The organism is Corynebacterium sp. (assembly GCF_030826625.1).
In the GTDB taxonomy this organism is placed as follows: domain Bacteria; phylum Actinomycetota; class Actinomycetes; order Mycobacteriales; family Mycobacteriaceae; genus Corynebacterium.
Window position 1 is genome coordinate 1 of record NZ_JAPJNQ010000018.1, and the last position, 21,588, is coordinate 21,588.

Consider the following 21,588-nt stretch of genomic DNA (forward strand, 5'->3'; position numbering starts at 1 on the left):
AACTACACCTTCGGCCTGTCCGAGCAGACCATGTTCTACGAGATCGACATCGACAAGGTTGACCGTCCACGTGGTATGGACATCACCGTTGTCACTAGCGCTACCAACGATGACGAAGGTCGCGCGCTGCTTCGTGAGCTGGGATTCCCATTCAAGAAGTAGTTTTCCAGGACTGAATAAGTCTGATCTTAAGGGCTCTAGCCCCTCCGGGAAGAAACCGGAGGGGCTAGAGTTATTTTTTGGTGTCTGTTGCTTGTTTTCTTCTTGGGAAGAAATACCATGCAGCTAGGAAAGCGATGAGGCTGGGGATGAGGGCGATGATAAATTCAGAAGAATCTCGTATGAAGTACAACAACCAGTGATAAAGACCGAGCAACAGCAGCGTTGTAAAACAAATCCAATCATCGCGCCGTTTTTTATCTTTTGTCGCCACAGTACGCCTACCTTCTGGCGCCAGTGTTACTGGCAGCCTGCTATGCAATGGATCTGGAGAATATCATGAAGTCAATCACCTGCGGGTTTTGCTAGAATAGCTACAATCGCTATTTAGACTGGTGATGCACGAAACCTACAAGGAGCCATTAACTATGTCCACGATCCCAAGGATTCTTCTCCGCGCTATCCCAGGTGCCCTCATCGCGGATTCTGGCATTTCCAAGTTGGGTATGGATGCAGAATCCTCGAAAGGTCTACAGGACTTTGCTGCTACGGGTATTCCGCAGGTGAAGGAACTGCCGTCCGATAAGTTTGGGACTATCATCGGTGCTTCCGAAGTCGCTGTCGGTGGCGCGCTGTTGGCGCCATTCGTCTCCAACCGCCTTGCAGGTCTTGCGCTGACCACCTTTGGCGCAGGTCTGTTGAGCATTTACTTCCGTAACGACGATATGACCCGCGAGGATGGCATCCGTCCATCTCAAGATGGCATGTCTATCGCGAAGGATTCCATGATGGTTGCGATTGGCACCGGGCTGATCGCTCTAGACCAGCAGGATCGCATCTCGGGTGCACTGCAGGACCGCAAGATTGCTAAGGCAGAAAAGAAAGCTGCCAAGAAGGCGGCACGGAAGGCTAAGAAGAACTCCTAAAGGTAGTTTCCCAGTGAAATTGGCATGTGGAGTCGGCTAGTCGTTCTCACGGTTGGCCGAATCGCCTCAACCCTGCTAGGGTTGGGGCGTCTTGTGCTTTTTGGGATACGTGTGCCTAAAGCCGCGGTCCGAGAACAGCTAATACGTCAATGTGATATCTCATTCTGGCGTTTATCCTGTGTGCACAGACTTGCAAGTTTTTCCTACGTTTGTTGTAGGCCCCTCGCCATCATGGCGACCGAGCTTCATCGAGGTAGCGAGCGAACATGCTATTGAGCATGCGAGCGTCGAGTTGCCCAAAACAGCCCGGTAACGCTTTTAAGGTGAGTTTGGGAACCGCAACGAGAAAGGTTCAAGGTCACCACATGACCATGACTGACCCGATTGCAGACATGCTCTCACGGGTGCGTAACGCTAACCACGCGCAGCACGGCACCGTGTCCATGCCTGCATCCAAGATGAAGGCGAACATCGCTGAAATCCTGAAGCAAGAAGGCTACATCACCGGCTACTCCGTGGAAGGTGAGAAGGCAAAGAAGACCCTCTCGCTGGACCTGAAGTACAACAACCGCGAGCGCGCCCTATCTGGTCTGCGCCGCGTTTCCAAGCCTGGTCTGCGTGTCTACGCCAAGGCAACGGAACTTCCTAAGGTCCTGGGCGGATTGGGTGTGGCTATCATCTCCACCTCCCACGGCCTGTTGACCGACCGCGAGGCTGAGCAGAAAGGCGTAGGCGGAGAAGTCATCGCCTACGTCTGGTAAAGGGAAGGGTGATTATCAATGTCACGAGTTGGTTTGGCACCAATCGCCGTCCCTAGCGGCGTCGAGGTAAAAATCGATGGCCAGAACGTTTCCGTCAAGGGGCCTAAGGGCACCTTGGAAGTTGACGTTCCAGAGCCAATTTCCATCGTCCAGGAGGACGGCGAACTGCGCGTCTCCCGCCCGGACAACCACCGCAAGAACCGTTCTCTGCACGGTCTCGCACGTTCCCTGGTGAACAACTGCGTTGTCGGTGTAACCGAGGGCTACGAAATCAAGATGGAAATCCACGGTGTTGGTTACCGTGTGCAGCAAAAGGGCAAGGACCTTGAGTTCTCCTTGGGCTACTCCCACTCTGTCCCAGTTAAGGCTGATGAAGGAATCACCTTCGCTGTAGACGGCAACACCAAGTTCTCTATCTCTGGTATCGATAAGCAACAGGTTGGCCAAGTTGCGGCGAACATCCGCCGTCTGCGTAAGCACGATCCTTACAAGGGTAAGGGCATCCGCTACGTCGGCGAACAGGTACGTCGCAAGGTCGGAAAGACGGGTAAGTAAGCAATGTCTAATTCTGCAAACAACAAGCGCAACCCAGTCGGTAAGGATATCTCGTCCCGCCGTCGTGAGGCACGTGCCCGCCGTCATTTCCGTATTCGTAAGACGCTGCGTGGAACTCCAGAGACACCACGTTTGGTCGTTCACCGCACGGCGCGCCACCTGCACGCGCAGCTGATCGACGACAAAGCTGGCCACACCCTGGCTGCGGCTTCCACCATGGAAATCCGCGATGCCGAGGGCGACAAGAAGGCACGTGGTGCTGAAGTCGGCAAGCTCATCGCTCAACGCGCCAAAGACGCAGGCATCGAAGCAGTAGTATTCGACCGTGCTGGTTACAAATACCACGGCCGCGTAGCTGCTTTCGCTGATGCTGCACGTGAAGGTGGTCTGAAGTTCTAATGATCAACGCAGTTGCAAACACCAACGGAAAGGACGCGTAATGTCGGATCGTGATCAGCGCGACGGCGGACGCTCCGCCGACAACAAGAAGAACGATCGCAACAATCGTCGTAACGATCGTCGCAACCAGGACAACGACCGCGATAAGTACATCGAGCGCGTTGTCGCCATCAACCGTGTTTCCAAGACAGTCAAGGGTGGCCGTAACATGAGCTTCACCGCTCTGGTCATCGTCGGCGACGGCGAAGGCATGGTTGGTGTTGGCTATGGTAAGGCCAAGGAAGTTCCAGCCGCTATCCAGAAGGGTGCCGAAGAAGCACGCAAGAACTTCTTCCGTGTCCCAATGATTGGCGGAACCATCACTCACCCAGTACAGGGTGAAGATGCAGCTGGCGTCGTGATGCTGAAACCAGCAGCTCCAGGTACCGGTGTTATTGCCGGTGGTGCTGCTCGCCCGGTTCTCGAATGCGCAGGCGTACAAGACATCCTGTCCAAGTCCCTGGGCTCGGACAATGCATTGAACGTCGTCCGCGCGACCGTGGATGGCCTGAAGCAACTGGTTCGTCCTGAGGAAGTTGCTGCTCGTCGTGGCAAATCCGTCGAAGAGATCGCCCCAGCACGTATGCTGCGCGCTCGCGCAGGACAGGAGGCATAAACAATGGCTCTGAAGATTACTCAGACACGTGGTCTGGTTGGCACGACGCCGAACCAAAAGGCCAACATGGAAGCACTGGGCCTGAAGCGGATCCGCCACTCTGTTGTCCAGCAGGACACCCCGGCGATCCGTGGCATCATTCAGAAGGTGCGCCACCTGGTCACCGTCGAAGAAGTGGCAGGGGAGTAGATATACCATGAGCGATATCATCAAGCTGCACGATTTGCGCCCAGAAAAGGGTGCAAACAAGGCAAAACGTCGCGTTGGTCGCGGTGAAGGCGGCAAACGCGGTAAGACTGCGGGTCGCGGTACCAAGGGTACTAAGGCACGTAAGCAGGTAGCTGCAAACTTTGAGGGTGGGCAGATGCCTATCCAGATGCGTTTGCCAAAGCTGCGTGGTTTCAAGAACCCAAACAAGGTTGTATTCCAGGTAGTCAACGTATCTGACTTGGAGAAGACCTTCCCACAGGGTGGCGACATCACTGTTGCTGACCTGGTAAACAACGGTCTCGTACGCAAGAACCAGCCTGTTAAGGTTTTGGGCAACGGCGAGATTTCTGTGAAGATCAACGTCACTGCACAGAAGTTCTCGAAGTCGGCTGTCGAGAAGATCGAAGCTGCCGGTGGCTCAACCACTAAGGCTTAAGCGTTAAGGCTGCGTTGGTTCATTTAACACAGCATGCCAATCGGTTCTTGGCCTTGCGGCCTCGGCCGGTTGGAAAAGCTTAACCAGCACCCTCCGTGACTGCTCACGCAGTCCCGGAGGGTTTTTGTATGGTCACAAGCATCATTTGGTTAGCGAAACACTAAGGTTGACCTATTACACACCCCCAGAATATGAACAAGGATGGGAATGGCTGGTAGGCTACTAAGGTCACGCGTGCACGCGCGCGTAGGTGGGCACCTCACGCTCGCTGGGAACGAAATGTTGATCTAGCAGCGTTGTAGAGTGCGGACGAATTCAGAATTAATCGGTTGCCTTAGCGTCACTTCACCAGGTGGCAGTAAATAGGCTAGGAGGCTTTAGTGTCTGCCATCATTCAGGCTTTTAAGGATGCGGATCTTCGGCGCAAGATTTTGTTCACAATCTTGCTCATTGTGCTTTACCGCATCGGTGCGCAGATCCCATCGCCAGGTGTGGACTACCAAAACATCTCGGGGCGGCTGCGTGAGCTGACCCAAGAAGATGACAGCCTGTATTCCGTCATCAATTTGTTCTCCGGTGGGGCGCTGTTGCAGTTGTCTATCTTCGCGATCGGCATTATGCCGTATATTACGGCGTCGATTATCACTCAACTGTTGACTGTAGTGATTCCGCATTTTGAACAGCTGAAAAAAGAAGGCCAGTCAGGTCAAGCCAAAATGACGCAGTACACGCGTTACCTGACCCTCGGGTTGGCTTTATTGCAATCTGCCGGCATCGTTGCTCTGGCAGACCGCAACCAACTACTGGGCCAAGGCGTTGAGGTGCTGGATCCGAACCGTGGTATCTTCGACCTCATTTTGTTGGTGACTGTCATGACCACCGGTGCCATCTTAGTTATGTGGCTCGGTGAATTGATTACGGAAAAAGGCATCGGCAACGGCATGTCGTTGCTGATTTTCGCGGGTATCGCAACTCGTCTGCCTACCGACGGCTATAACATCTTGCAGGATAATGGCGGAGTAGTATTCGCGGTTGTGTGCGCCGCTGTTGTCGCTCTCGTCGTTGGAATTACCTTCATGGAGCAGGGCCAGCGTCGTATTCCTGTCCAGTACGCCAAGCGTATGGTCGGTCGCCGTCAATATGGTGGCTCGTCGACGTACTTGCCTTTGAAAGTCAACCAGGCTGGCGTTATCCCGGTGATCTTTGCGTCGTCTCTGATCTACATGCCTGTTCTCATCACCGAGATCGTGAACTCTTCGAGCCCAACACCGCCGGATAACTGGTGGATGCGCAATGTTATTGCAAACTTGCAGTCGCCGTCGTCGTACGTCTACATCGTCGTTTATGTCACGTTGATCATTTTCTTCTCGTACTTCTACACCTCGATCCAGTACGACCCGAACGAGCAAGCCGAGAACATGAAGAAATATGGTGGATTCATTCCGGGGATTCGTCCTGGGCGTCCGACCGCGATGTACCTCAGTTTTGTGATGAATCGCCTGTTGTTTGTCGGTTCGATCTATCTCGCCTTCATCGCTATCTTGCCGAATATCGCGCTTGACTTGGGCGTGGGCTCGCAGAACTCCGGCGGTATGACTGCCTTTGGCGGTACTGCTATCCTGATTATGGTATCTGTGGCTCTGACCACAGTGAAGCAAATTGAATCCCAACTACTGCAATCCAACTACGAAGGGCTGCTCAAATAATGCGATTGGTACTCCTTGGCCCAGCCGGTGCTGGTAAAGGCACTCAGGCTGAAATACTCAGCGAGAAATTGAACATTCCACATATCTCGACCGGTGATTTATTCCGGGCAAATATCTCGGAAGGCACACCGTTGGGTGTGGAAGCCAAGGAATATATCGACGCAGGCAAATTGGTTCCCACCGATGTCACCGCACGCATGGTTGAGTCCCGACTCGAAGAACCAGATGCTGATGCTGGTTTTCTACTCGACGGCTTCCCGCGTACCGTCGAGCAGGCTGAGATCTTGGAAACGCTGTTAGCGAAAAAGAACTTACAGTTGGATCACGTCATCAACTTCGAGGTGTCCGAAGCGGTCGTCATCGAACGTATGAAAGCTCGTGGGCGTGCCGACGATACTGAAGAGGCGATTCGGACGCGCTTGGGTGTCTACTATGACGAAGTCGTGCCATTGATCAAACACTACGGTGACGATGTCATTGATATCCAAGCCGAAGGTGAGATTGATGAAATCAATCAACGCACCATGTCTGCTTTGGGAAAATAATCCGTGCTGGACAATAAATAAAGTACTATTAGTAGACGTCGCATCCAGCGGCGTCAAAATTTTTGAAAAAGGACGCACCTTCCATGAATTCCCGCAAAATGATCGCAGGTTTGGTTGCTAGCCTTGCGATGCTCGCTTCGGTATTGTTCCCGTCTGCACCTGCACATGCACAACCAGCGCTGAACTCCTCGCAGATCCCGGATCATATCCAGTTGCCTGATTTCAATCAGCTTGTTCGCGATTTTGACCAGCGCAATCGTGACGGTGCGTGGCACCTGCGTAACCAACTGGTAGGACAGGCGCGTCAGCTCAACCCACAGTTTGCGTCGGGCTTGGCTCAGACTATCGACCAAGCACTGAATTTCGTCTTCCCGGGTTTGATTGCTGAAAAAGAACAGGCTGCACGCGCTGCGCGTGGCCCTGCGGAGCCGATGACACCGGCACCTGCTCGTGGTCCGCACATTGACACCGCGGCTTGTCCGGCCGACGCTCGTGTTTGTGTGGACATCGATGGTCGGCGAACCTGGCTACAAGATGGCCGCGGCAACGTAACTCACGTTGCTTCTGCAATGGCACCGGGCAAACCAGGCCAGGACACCCCTCGTGGCACCTTCCATGTGAACCGTAAGGTTAAAGACGAAATATCTTGGGAGTTTGGCAATGCGCCAATGCCTTATGCAATCTATTTCACAAATAATGGCCATGCGTTCCACCAGGGATCTCCAGCTTATGATTCCGCAGGTTGCGTTCGTTTGCCACAGCAAGACGCACTGACTTACTGGAATCACCTCAACATCGGCGACAAGGTATTCATTTACTAAGTCCTGGTTTTCTGAACCGTCACCTAGAAGCTTACGATCAACCAACTTATCTGCTGGTGCTTATGGCAAAAGTTTGTTATTCCTGCTAGTGCTCTGTATAGTTGGTGATTGGTCTGTTTGAGTTTGCGCACGCACCGACACCGGCCACGGCCGGTGTCTTCGTGTTTGTGCACTCTAGTAAACGTTTCGCAGGCCATTGAAGTAATAGATAAGCGATCGGCTCAGTTCAGACCGAGCCAGGAAGCCGGAGGATATGGCTAAGGAAGGCGCAATTGAGGTCGAAGGTCGGGTCACCGAACCTTTGCCAAACGCAATGTTCAAAGTCGAGCTAGACAACGGACATGAGGTGCTTGCTCATATTTCGGGTAAGATGCGCCAGCACTATATCCGTATTCTTCCGGAAGATCGGGTCGTCGTAGAGCTTTCTCCGTACGACCTGAACCGTGGTCGCATCGTCTATCGCTACAAGTAAAGACTGTAAGCCTCCCTACTCAGAATCAACAATCCGGGCTCCTGCTTCGGTTTTGTTGTTCGTACACCTCAGGCCACGGTGGCCCGAGCCTGGCAGCGGTTCCCACTTCACAACGCCCCCGGGTGTTGCGACGGGGAAATCTGTTGACCCAGGGCGGGTAGGGAGAAAACCACCGTGCATACCCCGAAAGGACTCGCCTTATGGCACGTCTAGCTGGTGTGGATCTCCCACGCAATAAGCGTATGGAGATCGCTCTCACCTACATTTACGGCATCGGTCCAACCCGTGCCCACGAGTTGCTGGAAGCTACCGGCATCTCTCCTGATTTGCGCACCGACAACCTCACCGACGACCAGGTGTCCTCGTTGCGTGACCAGATCGAGGCTCAATACACCGTCGAAGGTGACCTTCGTCGCGAGGTGCAAGCCAACATCCGTCGCAAGATTGAGATTGGAAGCTACCAAGGCCTGCGCCACCGTCGTGGCCTGCCTGTCCGTGGTCAGCGCACCAAGACCAATGCACGTACCCGTAAGGGTCCAAAGAAGACGATCGCAGGAAAGAAGAAGTAGTTTATGCCTCCAAAGACTCGCCCTGGCGCACGTCGTGGCCGTCGCGTCGTAAAGAAGAATGTGGCCCACGGCCACGCCTACATCAAATCGACCTTCAACAACACCATCGTGTCGATTACAGACCCAGCTGGTGCTGTAATCGCATGGGCTTCGTCCGGTCACGTTGGTTTCAAGGGCTCCCGTAAGTCCACTCCGTTTGCTGCGCAGATGGCTGCTGAAAACGCCGCCCGTAAGGCAATGGATCACAACATGAAAAAGGTTGACGTATTCGTTAAGGGTCCGGGCTCTGGCCGCGAGACCGCCATTCGTTCCCTGCAGGCAGCTGGCCTTGAGGTCAACTCGATCACGGATGCAACGCCGCACCCATTCAATGGCTGCCGCCCACCGAAAAAGCGTAAGTTCTAGGGGAAGGAAGAGGTTTAAAACATGGCTCGTTATATTGGCCCCGCAACCCGCGTATCCCGCCGTCTGCGCGTCGACCTAGTCGGCGGAGACCTGGCATTCGAGCGTCGTCCTTACCCACCAGGACACGCTGGACGTAACCGCATCAAAGAATCTGAATACCTGCTGCAGCTGCAGGAAAAGCAGAAGGCGAAGTACACCTACGGTGTTCTGGAGCGTCAGTTCCGTCGCTACTACACCGAGGCTAACCGCCTGACTGGTAAGACCGGTGACAACCTGGTAATCCTGCTCGAATCGCGCCTGGACAACGTTGTCTACCGTGCTGGTTTGGCAAAGACCCGTCGCCAAGCCCGTCAGTTGGTTTCTCACGGTCACTTCACCGTGAACGGCAAGAACATCGACATCCCGTCCTACTCGGTCACCCAGTACGACATCATCGACGTTCGTCCACGTTCGCAGAAGATGCAGTGGTTCGAAGAAGCCCAGGACGGTCTTTCCGACGCCGTCGTACCGGCGTGGCTGCAGGTCGTTCCAGACACCTTGCGCATCCTCGTGCACCAGCTGCCCGAGCGCGCTCAGATCGACGTTCCGCTGCAAGAACAGCTCATCGTCGAGCTTTACTCGAAGTAATCCAGCTTCGTTTCTTCAGCTTTTCTTTCCTTGTTGTCCTAACCGGCGTCAAATAGCGGGCGCCAAAGGAGAAAATTCATGCTTATTTCACAGCGTCCCCAGCTGACCGAAGAATTCATTGATTCTTCCCGTTCTAAGTTCGTCATTGAGCCTCTGGAGCCGGGCTTCGGTTACACCCTGGGTAACTCGCTGCGTCGTACGCTGCTGTCCTCGATTCCTGGGGCTGCGGTCACTTCGGTAAAGATCGACGGAGTTCTACACGAGTTCACCACTATTAATGGTGTGAAAGAAGACGTTTCGGAGATCATCCTGAACGTGAAGGATCTCGTGTTGTCTTCGGATTCAGACGAGCCTGTCGTGATGTACGTGTCCCAGCAGGGAGCGGGCAACATTACCGCAGGAGACATTCAGCCACCAGCCGGTGTTGAGATCCACAACCCGGATCTGCACATCGCTTCGCTTAACGACGACGCCCGTTTCGAAATGGAGCTCGTTGTCGAACGTGGTCGTGGCTATGTTCCCGCCGCTCCTACTTCTGGCGATATCGGACGTATCCCGGTGGATCAGATTTATTCCCCGGTACTGAAGGTGTCCTATAAGGTCGAAGCAACACGTGTCGAGCAGCGTACCGACTTCGATAAGCTGGTCATCGATGTAGAGACCAAGAACTCTATTTCCGCCCGGGATGCTCTGGCATCCGCCGGTGGTACCTTGGTTGAACTATTTGGTTTGGCGCGTGAGCTTAACAACCAGGCTGAAGGCATCGAGATCGGACCCTCCCCGCAGGAATCCGAATACATCGCGGCCTACGGCATGCCAATCGAGGACCTGAATTTCTCCGTCCGCTCGTATAACTGCCTGAAGCGCCAGGAAATCCACACCGTCGGTGAGCTCGCAGAGTGCACCGAATCTGACTTGCTGGATATCCGCAACTTCGGCCAGAAGTCGATCAACGAGGTCAAGATTAAGCTGGCGAACCTGAATCTGACTCTGAAGGACGCCCCAGAAGATTTCGACCCAACTGTGTTGGAAGGCTACGACGCAGAAACCGGCGACTTCAAGGATCCTGCAGAAGATTCCGAGTAAAGCGCATACGTTCCGGCAGATGCATTAGCCTTCAGGTGGAACTTTCCGCCGTATGCTGCGTTTCTGCCTACGCGCTCACTTAATTAAACACGAGGAGAAACACTATGCCTACTCCAAAACGAGGCGCCCGAATTGGTGGTTCGGCTCGCAACCAGCGGCACATCCTGTCGAACTTGGCTGCAGCGCTGTTCGAGCACGATTCCATCAAAACCACCGATGCTAAGGCGAAGCTGCTGCGTCCATACGCAGAAAAGCTGATCACCAAGGCTCGCTCCGGCACCCTGGCTGACCGTCGCGAGGTTCTCGCACAGGTCCCACAGAAGGAAGCCGTTGCCCGTCTGTTCAATGAACTGGCTCCACAGTTCGCCAAACGCGACGGTGGCTACACCCGCTTGGTTAAGCTGGAAAATCGTACCGGCGATAACGCTCCAATGACCCAGATTTCCCTGGTTCTGGAAGAGACCGTCACCGCCTCCGCGGAACGCACCACTCAGGCCGCTGCTGCGAAGGCAGATTCCGACGCTGCTGACCCATCTGACGAATCCACCATGGATTCCGAAGGTGCCGCTGCTAACTCCGAAGCAGATTCCGAGGAGAAGTAATCTCTCGGCTTACTAGCTGGGCTAGTGGTTGGCCAAATATGATTAATCACTAGCTCTCGATATGCCATCGGCAGCACACAAGCACGTTTGTGTGTAGTAAAGATCACTAAGCTCTATTTCCTCCCGAACGAGGAAATAGAGCTTTTGTGCATTAAAGTGAAATCATGAAACGCAACGAATCTAACCAAGACCGCGGAATCCGTGCTGTAGTTGGCATTATTGCCTTGCTTGTTGGGCTGTTTGTAGCCGGCGGTTTCCTTCGCGCACTGTTGATCATCGTCGGCCTCGTTCTGGTCATCACCGCAGCAGTGGGCTTCTGCCCGTTGTACCGCCTGCTGGGAATCAACACCTGCAAAGTGCGGCACTAACACAGTCCGGTACTAACACTGTCCGGCACTAACACAGTCTCGTATTAAAACATTGAGGCGTTCGCTTGGTAACGATCTCGCTTAGGCAAAAGCGGGAGCTCGTCTGCGCCCGCGTCGCCCCAGAGATATCGAGCTGAGCGCCGCCACCAACAGCAGGGCATAAGCAATGGTGATCGCCACAGCAGCGGGGATGTCTATGCGATACGCGCTCCAAAATCCCACCAGGCTGCCTACTAGTGCAATCACTACGGCACTGCAGAGAATTTGGCTGAGCATGGAAATGCCCGGTACCCGAACGGTGACAGCGAAGATTCGCCCGGTAGCCGCAGGCAGTACCATCATCGCGATCACTAGCATCACTCCAGCGGCGTAAAAACTTGCAGTGACCGTCAACGAGGTTAAGGCAAGCGTCGTCAAGCGCAACGCCCGTATGGGTACGCCAGCGACTTTGGCGGCGCGGTCGTCGAAGGCACAAGCTCCCAGCAGGGGGAGTAGCCATCCGACGAAGACGATATTTGCCAGCATGATCGGCACTAGCGTCCACAAATACGACGGTTGTTGCATCGCCGCTAGGTTCAGATTGCCCACCAACACCGTGTGCACATCAAAATGCACGTTCGAAAAATTAAGACTTAACAACACGACGCCGAGTGCAAACATGCTCGGGAAGACGAGACCTAACGCGCCGCCTTCAGCGATCAAACCAGTACTCGCTAGCCAGCGGGTGCCTAAAGCAACCAAAAATGCTGCAGCTCCCGCGAAAATAATCAAAATCGGCGAGTTAATCGTACCCGCAAGGAGTGCGCCGACAACTATGCCGGGAAGCACTGCGTGACCCATGCCGTCGAGAAGCATCGCGTCTTTGTTGGCGACGACAACAACTCCTGGAATCGCGCACGTCACGGCGGTGACAACAGCCAGAATGCTTACGGTGACAGCAAAACTCATTGGGCGAACACCAATCCGCGCTTAGGGGCAAAAACGATAGAAAACAGAGCAATGACAGCTTGTACGACGGCAATCAGCGGGCCGGTGGGGATCGAACCGATCACGACTGCCAGATAAACCCCGATGAAACAACTAGCAGCACCAATCAATGCCGCCAAGACGGTAACAACACCAAGCTGATTCGACCACTGCCGTGCTGCCACACACGGTGCAATCACGAAAGACACCATCAGAATTACGCCGACGACTTTTATGCCATTCACGACAACCAGTGCAAAGGCAGTCATCGCTACGAGGTGCAGCAAACGGCTGCGCACACCAGAAGTGGCGGCAAAGGTGGCGTCGAAAAGCCAACACTTCAGCACCGGGAACCACCAAATAAGAGCAGCTAAAATAACGACGCTGAGGACAACGGAAATCTTTAAATCGGCAATGGTGACGGACGAGGCGTTGCCCAACAGGTAGTCCTGGATTCCGCCTTTGCCGGGCAGCGGTTGTCTCGTAATGATGAACAAACCAAGCATGCCCAGGGCAAATGACACGCTCAAAGAGATCGCCATACCGGAATCGACGGACAGCGGGGTGTGGTGAAACAGCCAACGTGACACGCCCACAGCTAGCAGCGAGGTGATTAGTGCTCCGGCTGCCAAGACCAGCGGGTTGCGCGTCGGTAACTGCAAATAAGCTGCGATGAGAAAAGCCAAGGTGATGCCCGGCAGACTCGCATGGGAAATCACATCGGCGATCAGGGCTTGCTTGCGAAAATACACCACGGGTGACAGTGCCCCGGCAGCAATCCCGATGATCATTGTGCCGAGGACTGCCATCAGATAGGTGTGCGTAGTAAATAATTCCCACGGCATGATCATGGGAATCACCAACGATCCGGTTGAGTCAGGCCGCTGAAGGTACCCGGCAGGTTATAAGCGGCACTGATGGCATCGTCGGTCAAAGTCTTCTCTGTAGGACCGTTAGCCGATACCTTGCCGTTGTTGAGCAGGGTGACGTGGTCACAATACTCTGCGACTTCGGCAAGGTTGTGGTGAACCATGATGATCGTGGTGCCGTTGCGATGCAACTCGCGCAGGATACCGACGATGGTTTCTTGGCTAAAGGCATCGATGCCTTGGAAGGGCTCGTCGAGAACCAACAGTTCTGGGTCGTTAACCAGCGTCCGGGCCAATAGTGCGCGTTGGCGTTGCCCACCGGAAAGGGCACCGATGGCTGCTGTGGAGTATTTTGTGAGCCCGACGGCCTCGACGGCTTTGCGTGCTGCTTGTTTGTCTGCCGCACGCGGCCAGGGCCACCAGCTCCGGGCGCTGGCGGTGCGCCCCATCACGGCTACATCGAGAACGGTGGCGGGAAAATCCCAGTCGACCTGCTGACTCTGCGGCATATAACCCAGCTGCTGGCGAATGCTGCTCAATGGCTTCCCGAAGAACTCTACCTTGGCATCGCCACGAGTCGCCTTCGGCAATAGCCCCAAACAGGCCTGTAACAATGTGGACTTGCCGCTGCCATTGGCACCGACGACACCGGCAAAGCTGCCACGGGGGATTTCTACGTCGAGTTGATCCAGGATGGTTCCGGTGCCGTAGTTAACGGTCAGGTTGCGCACCGAGAGTGCTGCGATTGTGGTGGGAGCGGGGGCGAGCATCGTGGTCTCCTGTGAGATGGGAATAACGAGCTGCGACACCCACCGTGGCGGGTGCCGCAGCTCACTGCGGTGGGTATCGAAGATGGAGCCTAGAGTTACTTCAGAGCGGCCGCGATCGCTTCGAAGTTGTGACGGAAAGCGCCCAAGTAGGTATCTACGGGAGCCTCGGCGCCCAGGCTGTCGGCAAACAATTCTTCATCAGAAATGTTGACTTCCCAACCGCGGGAAGAAACTGCTTCGCTCAGAGCATTGATCGCCTGTGGGTTGACCTGGTTGTCATAGAAGATGGTCGGCACCTTGTTCTCGGCGACCTTTTCCGCCAGTTCATCGAGCTCGGTCGCCGATTTTTCTGCCTCAGTGGACACGAAGTCGGTAGCTTCGACGTCAAGGTCATAGGTATCGCCCAAGTAGTTGAAGGCGTCGTGGCCGGTGACCAAGAAACGTGAGGACAGATCACTGAGGGCTTCTTCGGCTTCCTTATGAAGCGCAGCGATTTCTTCGTTGTATTTATCGGCTGCCGCCTGGTATTCATCCGCGCCATCCGGATCGATCTCCGAGATGTGGTCGGCAACGATGTCGACGACTTCTTGCCACAGTTCCGGGGAGTTCCAAATGTGTGGATCGTATTCTGGCTCGCCTTCTTCGTCGGCTTCTGGCCACGGCAGCAGTTTGGACTCATCGAGTTGATCACCGACAGCAACTTGCTTATCTCCAAGAGATTCCAGTTGCTGGTCCATTTGGGCTTCTAGGTGCAGGCCGTTCCACAACACGACGTCGGAGTTGCGCATTGTATCGATGTCCTGCGTGGTTGGCTGGTAGGTGTGTGGGTCGCCGCCAGGGCCAACCAGGGTGATGATTTCTGCTTCTGGAGCGATTTGCTTCGCAGCATCAGCCAGATAGCCGGTGGTGGCGAATACAGTGAGCTTGTCATCACCGCTTCCGGCACCGTTTGCGCTGCCAGCGTTATCGTCGGTTTCGTCAGCGCAGGCAGCCAATCCGCCAATGCAGGCTAGGGCGGTGGCGGCGGTCGCAGCGGTGCGCAGAACAGTGCGGCGTGCTGGCGCAGTGGTGCGTGGCGAACGTGCGGAGTCAGCCGGGGTGATCGAAGTGTGAGTCATAGTTGCCTTCCGTGGATGGATCATGTTTTATGGAAAAGCGTGCAAAAAAGTTCAGTTAGTTGGATATTTAGAATCCTAGACCTTGAGTTTTGATTCTTCAACTGCATTTATTACACCCGCAGCCCCAACCGTGCTAAGGCTCGCAACTGGTCGCTAAAATGAACCGCATGCATATTGGTGAGCTTCCGCAACGTACGCAGGAATACCTGAAATTATTATGGGGAATTTCCGAACGTTCGGGGGAATCCGGGGGCCAAGCGTCGGTCAGCCTGTCGGAATTATCTCGCCGGGCAAAACAGAAGAATTCAACGACGTCTGAAGCCATCAAACGGCTGCAAGCGCGTGGCCTGGTTGAGCATGAGCCATATTCTGGGGTTAAGCTCACCGAAATTGGCGCCCAGCTCGCGGTCACAATGATTCGTCGGCACCGTTTGATCGAGACCTTCCTCGTCGAAACGCTGGGTTATACCTGGGACGAGATTCACACGGATGCTGATCTGCTCGAGCATGCGGTTACTGATCGCTTTATCAACCGAATTGATGCCTTGCTTGATTTCCCTACGCGTGACCCGCATGGGGATCCGATTCCAGCGGCCGACGGTACCGTCGAAGACCTCGGCGTGATGAGTTTGGCAGAATGCGTCCCCGGTTCCACATCACATGCTGCGCAGTCGAGAACCCGGAGTCGGGCCGCGAATGGTGCGAGCACCGACGACGCAGCCCAAGCAGGTAGCGGCATTCCGGTCATGATCGAGCAAGTCAACGACGAAGATCCGGAGTTGCTGCGTTATCTGGCTGCCAATGATATCGCACCGGGCTCTCGTGTGAGGGTCACTAGCCCGTCGGTCGCTGGCCTGGTGCATGTGCAGGTGCTGTCACCGTCGACAGGCGAGCCCGTGGGAGAGCCCGTGGCGTTGGCGATGAAGGCTGCAGCCGATGTGAAAATCAGCGTGGAGAATAGCACGCTTGTCGACGAGCCAGCCGACGGTGAGATCACCGATGGACACTAACCAGCAGGCTGCTCACCAGCAGACAGGGGCCGGGCAGACGCGACTGCGCATTGATCTGGCGTATGACGGCACGGATTTTCATGGTTGGGCGCGGCAAAAAGCACAGCCACAAGCACAGTCACAGCCACAGTCGCAACTACAACCACAGTCACAGCACCCACAGCCACAGCACGGCAGCACAGAATTGCGCACCGTACAGGGAATTCTTGAGGACGCTTTATCGCTGGTGTTGCGCGCACCAGTGCAGTTGACGGTAGCTGGACGCACCGATGCTGGGGTGCATGCGGCGGGCCAAGTCTGCCACGTTGACGTGCCGCTCGCGTCGTTGCAGCAACGTTCCATCGACGGTGAACCACACAAGCTGGTTCGACGTCTTTCGCGCTTGCTTCCTGAGGACATCCGTATCAACGCCGTCGAGTTTGCCCCAGCCGGTTTTGATGCCAGGTTTTCTGCGTTGCGTCGGCACTACGAATATCGAGTCAGCGCGCACCCCGGTGGGGTACTGCCGACGAGGGCGCGTGATACCGCTGCCTGGGCAGCCCCGGTGGATCTTTCTGCGATGCAGGATGCCGCCGATGCGCTGGTGGGCTTTCATGATTTCGCAGCTTTTTGTAAAGCCAAACCGAATGCGACGACGGTGCGCGATCTGCAGGTTTTTCGTTGGATGGATGTCTCTAGCGCTACCGAACCGGCGACTTATTTGGCGCACGTGGTCGCTGATGCGTTTTGTTGGTCGATGGTGCGTAGCCTCGTCGGCACGTGTTTGCAGGTGGGAGCAGGAAAGCGCGAAGTGGATTTCGCTGCGGCGTTGTTAGGGCAGTCCTCGCGCAGCTCGAAGATTCAGGTGGCTCCCGCGAATGGTTTGAGCTTGGTGCGAGTGGATTATCCTGCTGATGCAGAACTAGCTGCGCGTGCAACGGAAACTCGGCAGCGTCGTAGCCTGTAGTTGACCTGTTGCTGTTCCTAGCAAGGGGAAATACTGTGATATGAAATGAATGAGATACTGAGTTACTAAGATTAAGCGGTATCAAGATTAAGCTACGAGGAAGCAATAGTTTCTGGGGGAGACAAGCTTCGGGGCTTTTGCGGACAGATTTTTCGGGGGAGGAGATTGTCTGTGGCTGTGGGGGACAGTAAGCAAATGGGGGACAACACCCAAATGCGGGACAGCGATAACACGAGTACCGGGGTGAGCAGCACGGCAGATACTCGGCGCGGTGGCGCAGCACGAACGATGCTGCCGACGACAAAAGCTCAGGTGAGTGGCCATAAATTTCTGCGCCGCCGCGTTGAGCACGGGGTTGTTACCGGCGATATTCGGATGATTCATGACCCTTTAGCTAGCCGGCGTCGAGCACTGATTTTCGGCACAGTCGCAACCGTGCTCATTGGTGCTGGTGCGGGCGTGCTCGCCTGGTTATCGCCGGAACCGGACCCTGGGGATGCGACAATCGTGCGCAGTGACCACGGCCAGCTGTATACCTTGTTGGACGGGCGCTATCATCCGACAGCGAATTTAGCCTCAGCACGGTTGCTTGCCGGAGCTCCGGATGATCCGGTTGCAGTCGGTGCCGACCATCTTGCCGAACATCCGCAGGGCATTCCCATCGGAATCCCAGATGCTCCGGATAACTTGCCCAATGTTGATGATCTCAGCGGCGGCCAGCTACCGATCGGTGCTGTAGATTCTAGCGATGCGGCAAGCCTGTGGGCTGGTTGCATCGACTATGACACCGGTGCTGTGAGCGTGGTGGCAGACAATCCGCAGCAAACAATGCTGCTCGATAGTGCCACGGATAACACCGCCGCGCTCGTCGAGTCTGCTTCTAAGCAGTGGCTGGTGAGTGCTTCTGGCCGGGTGGAAATCCCCAACGATGACAGCAGTTTTTCTCGTGCTTTACGACGGGGGCTGGGCATCACCCCGCAAACCCCGGTGTGGCAGGCCCCGCCGGAGATACTAGCTAATTGGTCGCACTTGCCTGCTTGGCAGATTCCGGCAGACGACAACGTGCCGGAACTATTGGAAATCGACGCTGCAGGGGAAAACCAGTGGTGGGCGATCGTGGCGACGGAGGACGACACGCGAGGAACAGTCGTGCCGCTGACACAGACCCAGGCACAGATTTTGCAGGAAATAGGAGCCACAACTCGCTCGGTCACCCCGACTGCATTAAATGAATACGCGGATGCAGGTGTGGATGCGGATTTGAATGCAGATGCTAATGCAGATGCTATCGGCCAGTCATGGAATTTGCCGGAACAGGCTCCAGACTTTTTGTCTGCAGATGACGGGCAGATTTGTGCAGCAGGACAAGGTGCAGCAGGACAAGGCGCTGCCGGTGAATTAGCGGTGCTCACTATCCGCGATTCTGACAGCAATGAGAAAGCTGCTCATAGCCAGCCTGACAACAACGAAGCTACCGCAGGCGACGAGCTGATGAGCGCTACTACCGTAGAACTGCCTGGTGACGTACCCGCAGATTATTTCGTGACCACCAGGACTTTCAGCCACGGTATTGTTAGCGAACACGGTTACCACCTGTTGACCCCGGCAGGCTGGGTACATGATGTTGCGAGTGCCGAGGATTTACAATCGCTCGGCACCGCGGTGATCGACGACGAACCCGCAGCCGAAGAAGTCTCGTGGGATCTTTTGCGCCTGCTGCCGCACGGGCCGGGACTAGATAAAGAATCTGCCCGGCAAGTCCGGAACTAAAACTACTTTCGGGATTTTCTTAAACCACAGCCGCTGAAAATCACCGCAGCGACGACAATCGCTATCGCGAATACCAACATGCTGCGCAAGCTCACGGCGGCATTCGGCTGTGACACCTGCCCCGACACCAGCGTGGTTTGTGCTGTCTCCGTGTCAGCCATGCCCGGGGCGTCCTGTTCGGTCTCCTGTGCTTTGTCGTGCGTGGAAGCAGATTCTAATTCCGGCGCCGGATGACTAATCACTCGCGCCGGGTCGATTAAACCGTGCTGCGGGTAAGAAGCGATGTCCAGAAAATCGCGGATCTCAGCTGCACTGGCATGTGGGTAGCGCTCTCGCAACAAAGCAACAGTTCCGCTCACCACAGGTGCCGCGAAACTTGTGCCTTGCAAAACTGATGGCTGACCATTGCGTATCGTTCCTGCCACCCATGCCTGCGAACTTGGTGATAAGCCAACCTGAACACGACCCGGTGCCGCAAGCGCGGTTCCATCTGTCTGTGGCATGGAATATTCTGCGTGTTGATGCGGAGTAGCGACTGCCCCGACAGTGATCACTGTCTCGCTATTTCCCGGGAACACCACGGTGCCCGGATCACACCCGTGCCCAGCATTGCCTGCCGCGGCAATGATGGGCACGTTGGCTGCTTCGGCGCGGGCCAGAGCGTCGTCAAGCGTTTGGGTATTGACAATCTCGGCTTGCTCGGGCGGCAGACACGATACCACCGAGGCATTGATGACCTGCGCATCGTGATCTAGCGCGGTATGGACCGCTTGGGCGAAGCTTCCTAAAGTACCGGTGAGTGCGGCCGAGGGGTCATCCGGGTTGGGTTCGTCGTCAAGCTCGGTTACTGGTCCCGCGGTGCTGTAGTGTGCTGAGGATTGACGAATTGACAGGATCTGCGTATCCGGCGCAACTCCAGTGTGATCAGCGCCGATGATGCCCGCGACGATGGTGCCATGGCCGTCGCAATCGTGCAATGGATCGTTTTCGGTGGGTGAGACCAGATCAGCAATCGGTTCGACATTGAGCTGTTCGTGAGCGAAAACTCCGGTATCAATGACGGCAACGCGCACTCCAGCGCCGGTAGCGAAACGGTGCGCGGCGCGGTAATCCGTGCTTATGGGTAACGGCAGTTCGGCTGTCCCTGTGCGCTGCGGGGCTGGCTGCTGTGGTAGCTCTTGCCCGGATTCGGCGTTTGTGGAATACGCGTCATGCCACGGTTGAGAAAACTCCGCGGCAGGTGGCTGCGGTGCGGGCGCTGGGGCCAAGATTGGCTCGACGCACTCCACGGTTTGACGTACAGCGTGCTCACCAGAGGTTTGCGCTCGCGCGGTAGGCGGGTGGGCGAGCGCCAAGACGATACCGATGATGCTGACGAGGGCGACTAGTCCGACTAGCTCAATGATCTTCATCAGCCCAACCCCCGAATCATGGCAAAGACTCCCATCACCTGCAGCGCCAGCGGTAAACATGCGGCTACCGCGAGTGATTCAGCGCGTTCTAACCACACCATCGTCGTCGGTTCAATATCACGAATCTTCGGAACCCATAACGGGCTGGCCGCCGCGGCGAGTCCCACAGCAATTGCTACACCGAGTGCGAACGCTTGCTGCAGCCCAGCCCAGACGCTGATCCCCACCGCAACGACGGCGGTAGCGACGACCAGCAACAATGCCCACACTGCGAGGTTGTGGTGGTGACGCGCCGCATGCAAACAAACTGCACCGGCGACGGCTAAACACAGCATTTGGGCAAAAATTTCGCCGTTGAACGCAACGCTGAGCAGAGCCGGAGCCACGAGAGATGCAATTCCGCTAACGATTCCAGCATGCACAGCATGGGTGCGTCGGGCTAAGGCTAGAGTTTTTTCCTCGGCAGAACGGGTACGCGCGCCCGTATTATCACTGACTGCGAGTTCTTGCCCAGCGGTGGGTAAACGTGGGATCGGAATCCCAGAAAACTTCGTTGCCAGCATGGGCGCGAGTGCCAAGCCGAGTACCCCCAAGGCGATGATGGCTCCAGTGAAACTACTGTGCAAGCTTGCCGACGGCAGCGCCAGAGCAGAACTCGCCAGCACAATCAGCACCGCTGCAGTGACGAACGCAGCAATCGACTGCGTGCTCAGCGCCCGGTAAAAAATCATCAACACCAATACCAAAACTGCAACCGCTACCCCGGAAAGCAACGCCCAAGCAGCATCACTTGCGGAAACGTCGGTCCACACCTGTGCCGGCGAACCTGTGGGTCGCAGCCCCCATGCCACCGCACAGCCCGCCGCGAGACCAGCAAAAAGCACCGAGATCAGCGCTACTGCATGCAGCTCTCGTCGCCACGGAACAATCATTGCCCCGAGTACAGCCGCGAGCGCAAAGGCTAGCCACCACCACGAAACCCCGGCGGTAACCAGCGCGAGACTCATCTGTGCGGCAAAAACCACAGCGGTGAGTTGGCGTTGTGATCGTGGACCTTGGGCCGTGGCTGCCAGTGATTCTGCGGAATCGCGCACGATGGGCGCACGAAGTTCTGCACGTGGATGAACCATGACGGTGTCGCCGTCGGCGAGCCCAATTTCTCCTACCGGTGAGCCCATATCCAATGGCTGCCCGGCGATGGTGGAAGCTTGCCAAGGTTTGCTGATCCGTGGCGCCTGGCATAGCTGTGAACAGCGTGGCAATAATTCCAACAACGAGGCTTGGCGTGGGACGGCCACATCAACCTCACGAGAAAATTCCCCCACCATAAAACATAATGAAACACGCAAACACTGCGTGAGTGACATGAAAAATCCCTCCCGAAAAAATTCCCTCCCGATCGCGGGCACGCAGTAAACGGGGTCG

27 protein-coding genes and 1 pseudogene are annotated in these 21,588 nt (G+C 55.7%); 21 read left to right on the top strand and 7 right to left on the bottom strand.

Annotated features, from left to right (window positions below; translation table 11 throughout):
• Positions 1-162: pseudogene (locus RCH87_RS03685) on the top strand (50S ribosomal protein L5); the annotation flags it as partial.
• A 70-nt stretch (positions 163-232) separates the two neighbouring features.
• On the opposite strand, the gene RCH87_RS03690 reads toward RCH87_RS03685, so the two are convergent.
• A complete protein-coding gene (locus RCH87_RS03690; RefSeq protein ID WP_306515398.1) occupies positions 233-433 on the bottom strand; it encodes a hypothetical protein in 201 nt (66 codons plus the stop codon).
• A 154-nt stretch (positions 434-587) separates the two neighbouring features.
• On the opposite strand from RCH87_RS03690, the gene RCH87_RS03695 reads away from it, so the two are divergent.
• The 17 genes from RCH87_RS03695 to RCH87_RS03775 all read left to right on the top strand — a co-directional run bounded on the left by RCH87_RS03695 (position 588) and on the right by RCH87_RS03775 (position 11,302).
• Positions 588-1,085 carry a hypothetical protein gene (locus RCH87_RS03695; protein WP_306515399.1) on the top strand — a complete coding sequence of 166 codons (498 nt, stop codon included), beginning with the start codon at positions 588-590 and terminating at the stop codon, positions 1,083-1,085.
• A gap of 365 nt (positions 1,086-1,450) precedes the next feature.
• Positions 1,451-1,846, top strand: coding sequence for a 30S ribosomal protein S8 (rpsH, locus tag RCH87_RS03700; protein ID WP_306515400.1), 396 nt, complete (start codon positions 1,451-1,453; stop codon positions 1,844-1,846).
• A gap of 18 nt (positions 1,847-1,864) precedes the next feature.
• On the top strand, positions 1,865-2,401 hold the full coding sequence (gene rplF / locus RCH87_RS03705) for a 50S ribosomal protein L6 (protein ID WP_306515401.1): 537 nt from the start codon (positions 1,865-1,867) through the stop codon (positions 2,399-2,401).
• Between the two features lie 3 nt (positions 2,402-2,404).
• Complete coding sequence (gene rplR, locus RCH87_RS03710) at positions 2,405-2,800, top strand: 50S ribosomal protein L18 (protein WP_306515402.1); 396 nt, start codon at positions 2,405-2,407, stop codon at positions 2,798-2,800.
• 40 nt (positions 2,801-2,840) lie between these two features.
• Entirely contained in the window at positions 2,841-3,455 is a 615-nt protein-coding gene (rpsE, locus tag RCH87_RS03715) for a 30S ribosomal protein S5 (protein ID WP_306515403.1), read from the top strand.
• A 3-nt stretch (positions 3,456-3,458) separates the two neighbouring features.
• Positions 3,459-3,644 (top strand): 50S ribosomal protein L30, encoded by a 186-nt coding sequence (gene rpmD, locus RCH87_RS03720; protein WP_306515404.1) that lies wholly within the window; start codon positions 3,459-3,461, stop codon positions 3,642-3,644.
• Between the two features lie 7 nt (positions 3,645-3,651).
• On the top strand, positions 3,652-4,101 hold the full coding sequence (rplO, locus tag RCH87_RS03725; RefSeq protein ID WP_306515405.1) for a 50S ribosomal protein L15: 450 nt from the start codon (positions 3,652-3,654) through the stop codon (positions 4,099-4,101).
• A 380-nt stretch (positions 4,102-4,481) separates the two neighbouring features.
• Positions 4,482-5,807, top strand: coding sequence for a preprotein translocase subunit SecY (secY, locus tag RCH87_RS03730; protein WP_306515406.1), 1,326 nt, complete (start codon positions 4,482-4,484; stop codon positions 5,805-5,807).
• A complete protein-coding gene (locus tag RCH87_RS03735) occupies positions 5,807-6,352 on the top strand; it encodes an adenylate kinase (RefSeq protein WP_306515407.1) in 546 nt (181 codons plus the stop codon). Before secY ends, RCH87_RS03735 begins: the two co-directional genes overlap by 1 nt.
• Positions 6,353-6,435: 83 nt before the next feature.
• Entirely contained in the window at positions 6,436-7,173 is a 738-nt protein-coding gene (locus RCH87_RS03740; RefSeq protein WP_306515408.1) for a L,D-transpeptidase, read from the top strand.
• Between the two features lie 253 nt (positions 7,174-7,426).
• Positions 7,427-7,645, top strand: coding sequence for a translation initiation factor IF-1 (gene infA / locus RCH87_RS03745; RefSeq protein ID WP_018121277.1), 219 nt, complete (start codon positions 7,427-7,429; stop codon positions 7,643-7,645).
• A gap of 200 nt (positions 7,646-7,845) precedes the next feature.
• Positions 7,846-8,214: a 30S ribosomal protein S13 gene (gene rpsM, locus RCH87_RS03750; RefSeq protein ID WP_306515409.1), complete on the top strand. Its 369-nt coding sequence runs from the start codon at positions 7,846-7,848 to the stop codon at positions 8,212-8,214.
• 3 nt (positions 8,215-8,217) lie between these two features.
• Positions 8,218-8,619, top strand: a complete 402-nt coding sequence (gene rpsK / locus RCH87_RS03755; protein ID WP_306515410.1) for a 30S ribosomal protein S11 — start codon at positions 8,218-8,220, stop codon at positions 8,617-8,619.
• 21 nt (positions 8,620-8,640) lie between these two features.
• Positions 8,641-9,246 (top strand): 30S ribosomal protein S4, encoded by a 606-nt coding sequence (rpsD, locus tag RCH87_RS03760; RefSeq protein ID WP_306515411.1) that lies wholly within the window; start codon positions 8,641-8,643, stop codon positions 9,244-9,246.
• A 78-nt stretch (positions 9,247-9,324) separates the two neighbouring features.
• Complete coding sequence (locus RCH87_RS03765; RefSeq protein ID WP_306515412.1) at positions 9,325-10,332, top strand: DNA-directed RNA polymerase subunit alpha; 1,008 nt, start codon at positions 9,325-9,327, stop codon at positions 10,330-10,332.
• Between the two features lie 104 nt (positions 10,333-10,436).
• Positions 10,437-10,934 carry a 50S ribosomal protein L17 gene (rplQ, locus tag RCH87_RS03770; RefSeq protein WP_306515413.1) on the top strand — a complete coding sequence of 166 codons (498 nt, stop codon included), beginning with the start codon at positions 10,437-10,439 and terminating at the stop codon, positions 10,932-10,934.
• A gap of 164 nt (positions 10,935-11,098) precedes the next feature.
• The gene (locus tag RCH87_RS03775) at positions 11,099-11,302 is read left to right on the top strand and encodes a DUF2892 domain-containing protein (RefSeq protein WP_306515414.1); all 204 of its coding nucleotides are present in this window, start codon (positions 11,099-11,101) and stop codon (positions 11,300-11,302) included.
• 81 nt (positions 11,303-11,383) lie between these two features.
• Here RCH87_RS03775 and RCH87_RS03780 read toward each other — a convergent pair whose 3' ends face one another.
• The 4 genes from RCH87_RS03780 to RCH87_RS03795 all read right to left on the bottom strand — a co-directional run bounded on the left by RCH87_RS03780 (position 11,384) and on the right by RCH87_RS03795 (position 15,025).
• Positions 11,384-12,250 carry a metal ABC transporter permease gene (locus tag RCH87_RS03780; protein WP_306515415.1) on the bottom strand — a complete coding sequence of 289 codons (867 nt, stop codon included), beginning with the start codon at positions 12,248-12,250 and terminating at the stop codon, positions 11,384-11,386.
• Positions 12,247-13,119 (bottom strand): metal ABC transporter permease, encoded by an 873-nt coding sequence (locus RCH87_RS03785; protein ID WP_306515416.1) that lies wholly within the window; start codon positions 13,117-13,119, stop codon positions 12,247-12,249. Before RCH87_RS03785 ends, RCH87_RS03780 begins: the two co-directional genes overlap by 4 nt.
• A 5-nt stretch (positions 13,120-13,124) precedes the next feature.
• Entirely contained in the window at positions 13,125-13,907 is a 783-nt protein-coding gene (locus RCH87_RS03790) for a metal ABC transporter ATP-binding protein (RefSeq protein ID WP_306515417.1), read from the bottom strand.
• Between the two features lie 95 nt (positions 13,908-14,002).
• Complete coding sequence (locus RCH87_RS03795) at positions 14,003-15,025, bottom strand: metal ABC transporter substrate-binding protein (protein ID WP_306515418.1); 1,023 nt, start codon at positions 15,023-15,025, stop codon at positions 14,003-14,005.
• A gap of 167 nt (positions 15,026-15,192) precedes the next feature.
• Here RCH87_RS03795 and RCH87_RS03800 point away from each other — a divergent pair, with 167 nt between their 5' ends.
• The 3 genes from RCH87_RS03800 (at position 15,193) to eccB (ending at position 18,751) form a co-directional block, all read left to right on the top strand.
• Entirely contained in the window at positions 15,193-16,035 is an 843-nt protein-coding gene (locus RCH87_RS03800; RefSeq protein ID WP_306515419.1) for a metal-dependent transcriptional regulator, read from the top strand.
• Entirely contained in the window at positions 16,025-16,981 is a 957-nt protein-coding gene (gene truA, locus RCH87_RS03805) for a tRNA pseudouridine(38-40) synthase TruA (protein ID WP_306515420.1), read from the top strand. Before RCH87_RS03800 ends, truA begins: the two co-directional genes overlap by 11 nt.
• 177 nt (positions 16,982-17,158) lie before the next feature.
• Positions 17,159-18,751 (top strand): type VII secretion protein EccB, encoded by a 1,593-nt coding sequence (gene eccB, locus RCH87_RS03810; protein ID WP_306515421.1) that lies wholly within the window; start codon positions 17,159-17,161, stop codon positions 18,749-18,751.
• 2 nt (positions 18,752-18,753) lie between these two features.
• On the opposite strand, the gene RCH87_RS03815 is transcribed toward eccB, so the two are convergent.
• Both RCH87_RS03815 and eccD read right to left on the bottom strand, forming a co-directional pair.
• The gene (locus tag RCH87_RS03815) at positions 18,754-20,163 is read right to left on the bottom strand and encodes a S8 family serine peptidase (RefSeq protein WP_306515422.1); all 1,410 of its coding nucleotides are present in this window, start codon (positions 20,161-20,163) and stop codon (positions 18,754-18,756) included.
• Positions 20,163-21,530: a type VII secretion integral membrane protein EccD gene (gene eccD / locus RCH87_RS03820; protein WP_306515423.1), complete on the bottom strand. Its 1,368-nt coding sequence runs from the start codon at positions 21,528-21,530 to the stop codon at positions 20,163-20,165. Before eccD ends, RCH87_RS03815 begins: the two co-directional genes overlap by 1 nt.
• Positions 21,531-21,588 lie beyond the last annotated feature (58 nt).

Bases quoted from the DNA above. Each gene is read 5' to 3' on its own strand.
- RCH87_RS03695 (WP_306515399.1), top strand. From the start codon at position 588: ATGTCCACGATCCCAAGGATTCTTCTCCGCGCTATCCCAGGTGCCCTC.
- rpsH (WP_306515400.1), top strand. From the start codon at position 1,451: ATGACCATGACTGACCCGATTGCAGACATGCTCTCACGGGTGCGTAAC.
- rplF (WP_306515401.1), top strand. From the start codon at position 1,865: ATGTCACGAGTTGGTTTGGCACCAATCGCCGTCCCTAGCGGCGTCGAG.
- rplR (WP_306515402.1), top strand. From the start codon at position 2,405: ATGTCTAATTCTGCAAACAACAAGCGCAACCCAGTCGGTAAGGATATC.
- rpsE (WP_306515403.1), top strand. From the start codon at position 2,841: ATGTCGGATCGTGATCAGCGCGACGGCGGACGCTCCGCCGACAACAAG.
- rpmD (WP_306515404.1), top strand. From the start codon at position 3,459: ATGGCTCTGAAGATTACTCAGACACGTGGTCTGGTTGGCACGACGCCG.
- rplO (WP_306515405.1), top strand. From the start codon at position 3,652: ATGAGCGATATCATCAAGCTGCACGATTTGCGCCCAGAAAAGGGTGCA.
- RCH87_RS03735 (WP_306515407.1), top strand. From the start codon at position 5,807: ATGCGATTGGTACTCCTTGGCCCAGCCGGTGCTGGTAAAGGCACTCAG.
- RCH87_RS03740 (WP_306515408.1), top strand. From the start codon at position 6,436: ATGAATTCCCGCAAAATGATCGCAGGTTTGGTTGCTAGCCTTGCGATG.
- infA (WP_018121277.1), top strand. From the start codon at position 7,427: ATGGCTAAGGAAGGCGCAATTGAGGTCGAAGGTCGGGTCACCGAACCT.
- rpsM (WP_306515409.1), top strand. From the start codon at position 7,846: ATGGCACGTCTAGCTGGTGTGGATCTCCCACGCAATAAGCGTATGGAG.
- rpsK (WP_306515410.1), top strand. From the start codon at position 8,218: ATGCCTCCAAAGACTCGCCCTGGCGCACGTCGTGGCCGTCGCGTCGTA.
- rpsD (WP_306515411.1), top strand. From the start codon at position 8,641: ATGGCTCGTTATATTGGCCCCGCAACCCGCGTATCCCGCCGTCTGCGC.
- RCH87_RS03765 (WP_306515412.1), top strand. From the start codon at position 9,325: ATGCTTATTTCACAGCGTCCCCAGCTGACCGAAGAATTCATTGATTCT.
- rplQ (WP_306515413.1), top strand. From the start codon at position 10,437: ATGCCTACTCCAAAACGAGGCGCCCGAATTGGTGGTTCGGCTCGCAAC.
- RCH87_RS03775 (WP_306515414.1), top strand. From the start codon at position 11,099: ATGAAACGCAACGAATCTAACCAAGACCGCGGAATCCGTGCTGTAGTT.
- RCH87_RS03780 (WP_306515415.1), bottom strand. From the start codon at position 12,250: ATGAGTTTTGCTGTCACCGTAAGCATTCTGGCTGTTGTCACCGCCGTG.
- RCH87_RS03785 (WP_306515416.1), bottom strand. From the start codon at position 13,119: ATGATCATGCCGTGGGAATTATTTACTACGCACACCTATCTGATGGCA.
- RCH87_RS03790 (WP_306515417.1), bottom strand. From the start codon at position 13,907: ATGCTCGCCCCCGCTCCCACCACAATCGCAGCACTCTCGGTGCGCAAC.
- RCH87_RS03795 (WP_306515418.1), bottom strand. From the start codon at position 15,025: ATGACTCACACTTCGATCACCCCGGCTGACTCCGCACGTTCGCCACGC.
- RCH87_RS03800 (WP_306515419.1), top strand. From the start codon at position 15,193: ATGCATATTGGTGAGCTTCCGCAACGTACGCAGGAATACCTGAAATTA.
- truA (WP_306515420.1), top strand. From the start codon at position 16,025: ATGGACACTAACCAGCAGGCTGCTCACCAGCAGACAGGGGCCGGGCAG.
- RCH87_RS03815 (WP_306515422.1), bottom strand. From the start codon at position 20,163: ATGAAGATCATTGAGCTAGTCGGACTAGTCGCCCTCGTCAGCATCATC.
- eccD (WP_306515423.1), bottom strand. From the start codon at position 21,530: ATGTCACTCACGCAGTGTTTGCGTGTTTCATTATGTTTTATGGTGGGG.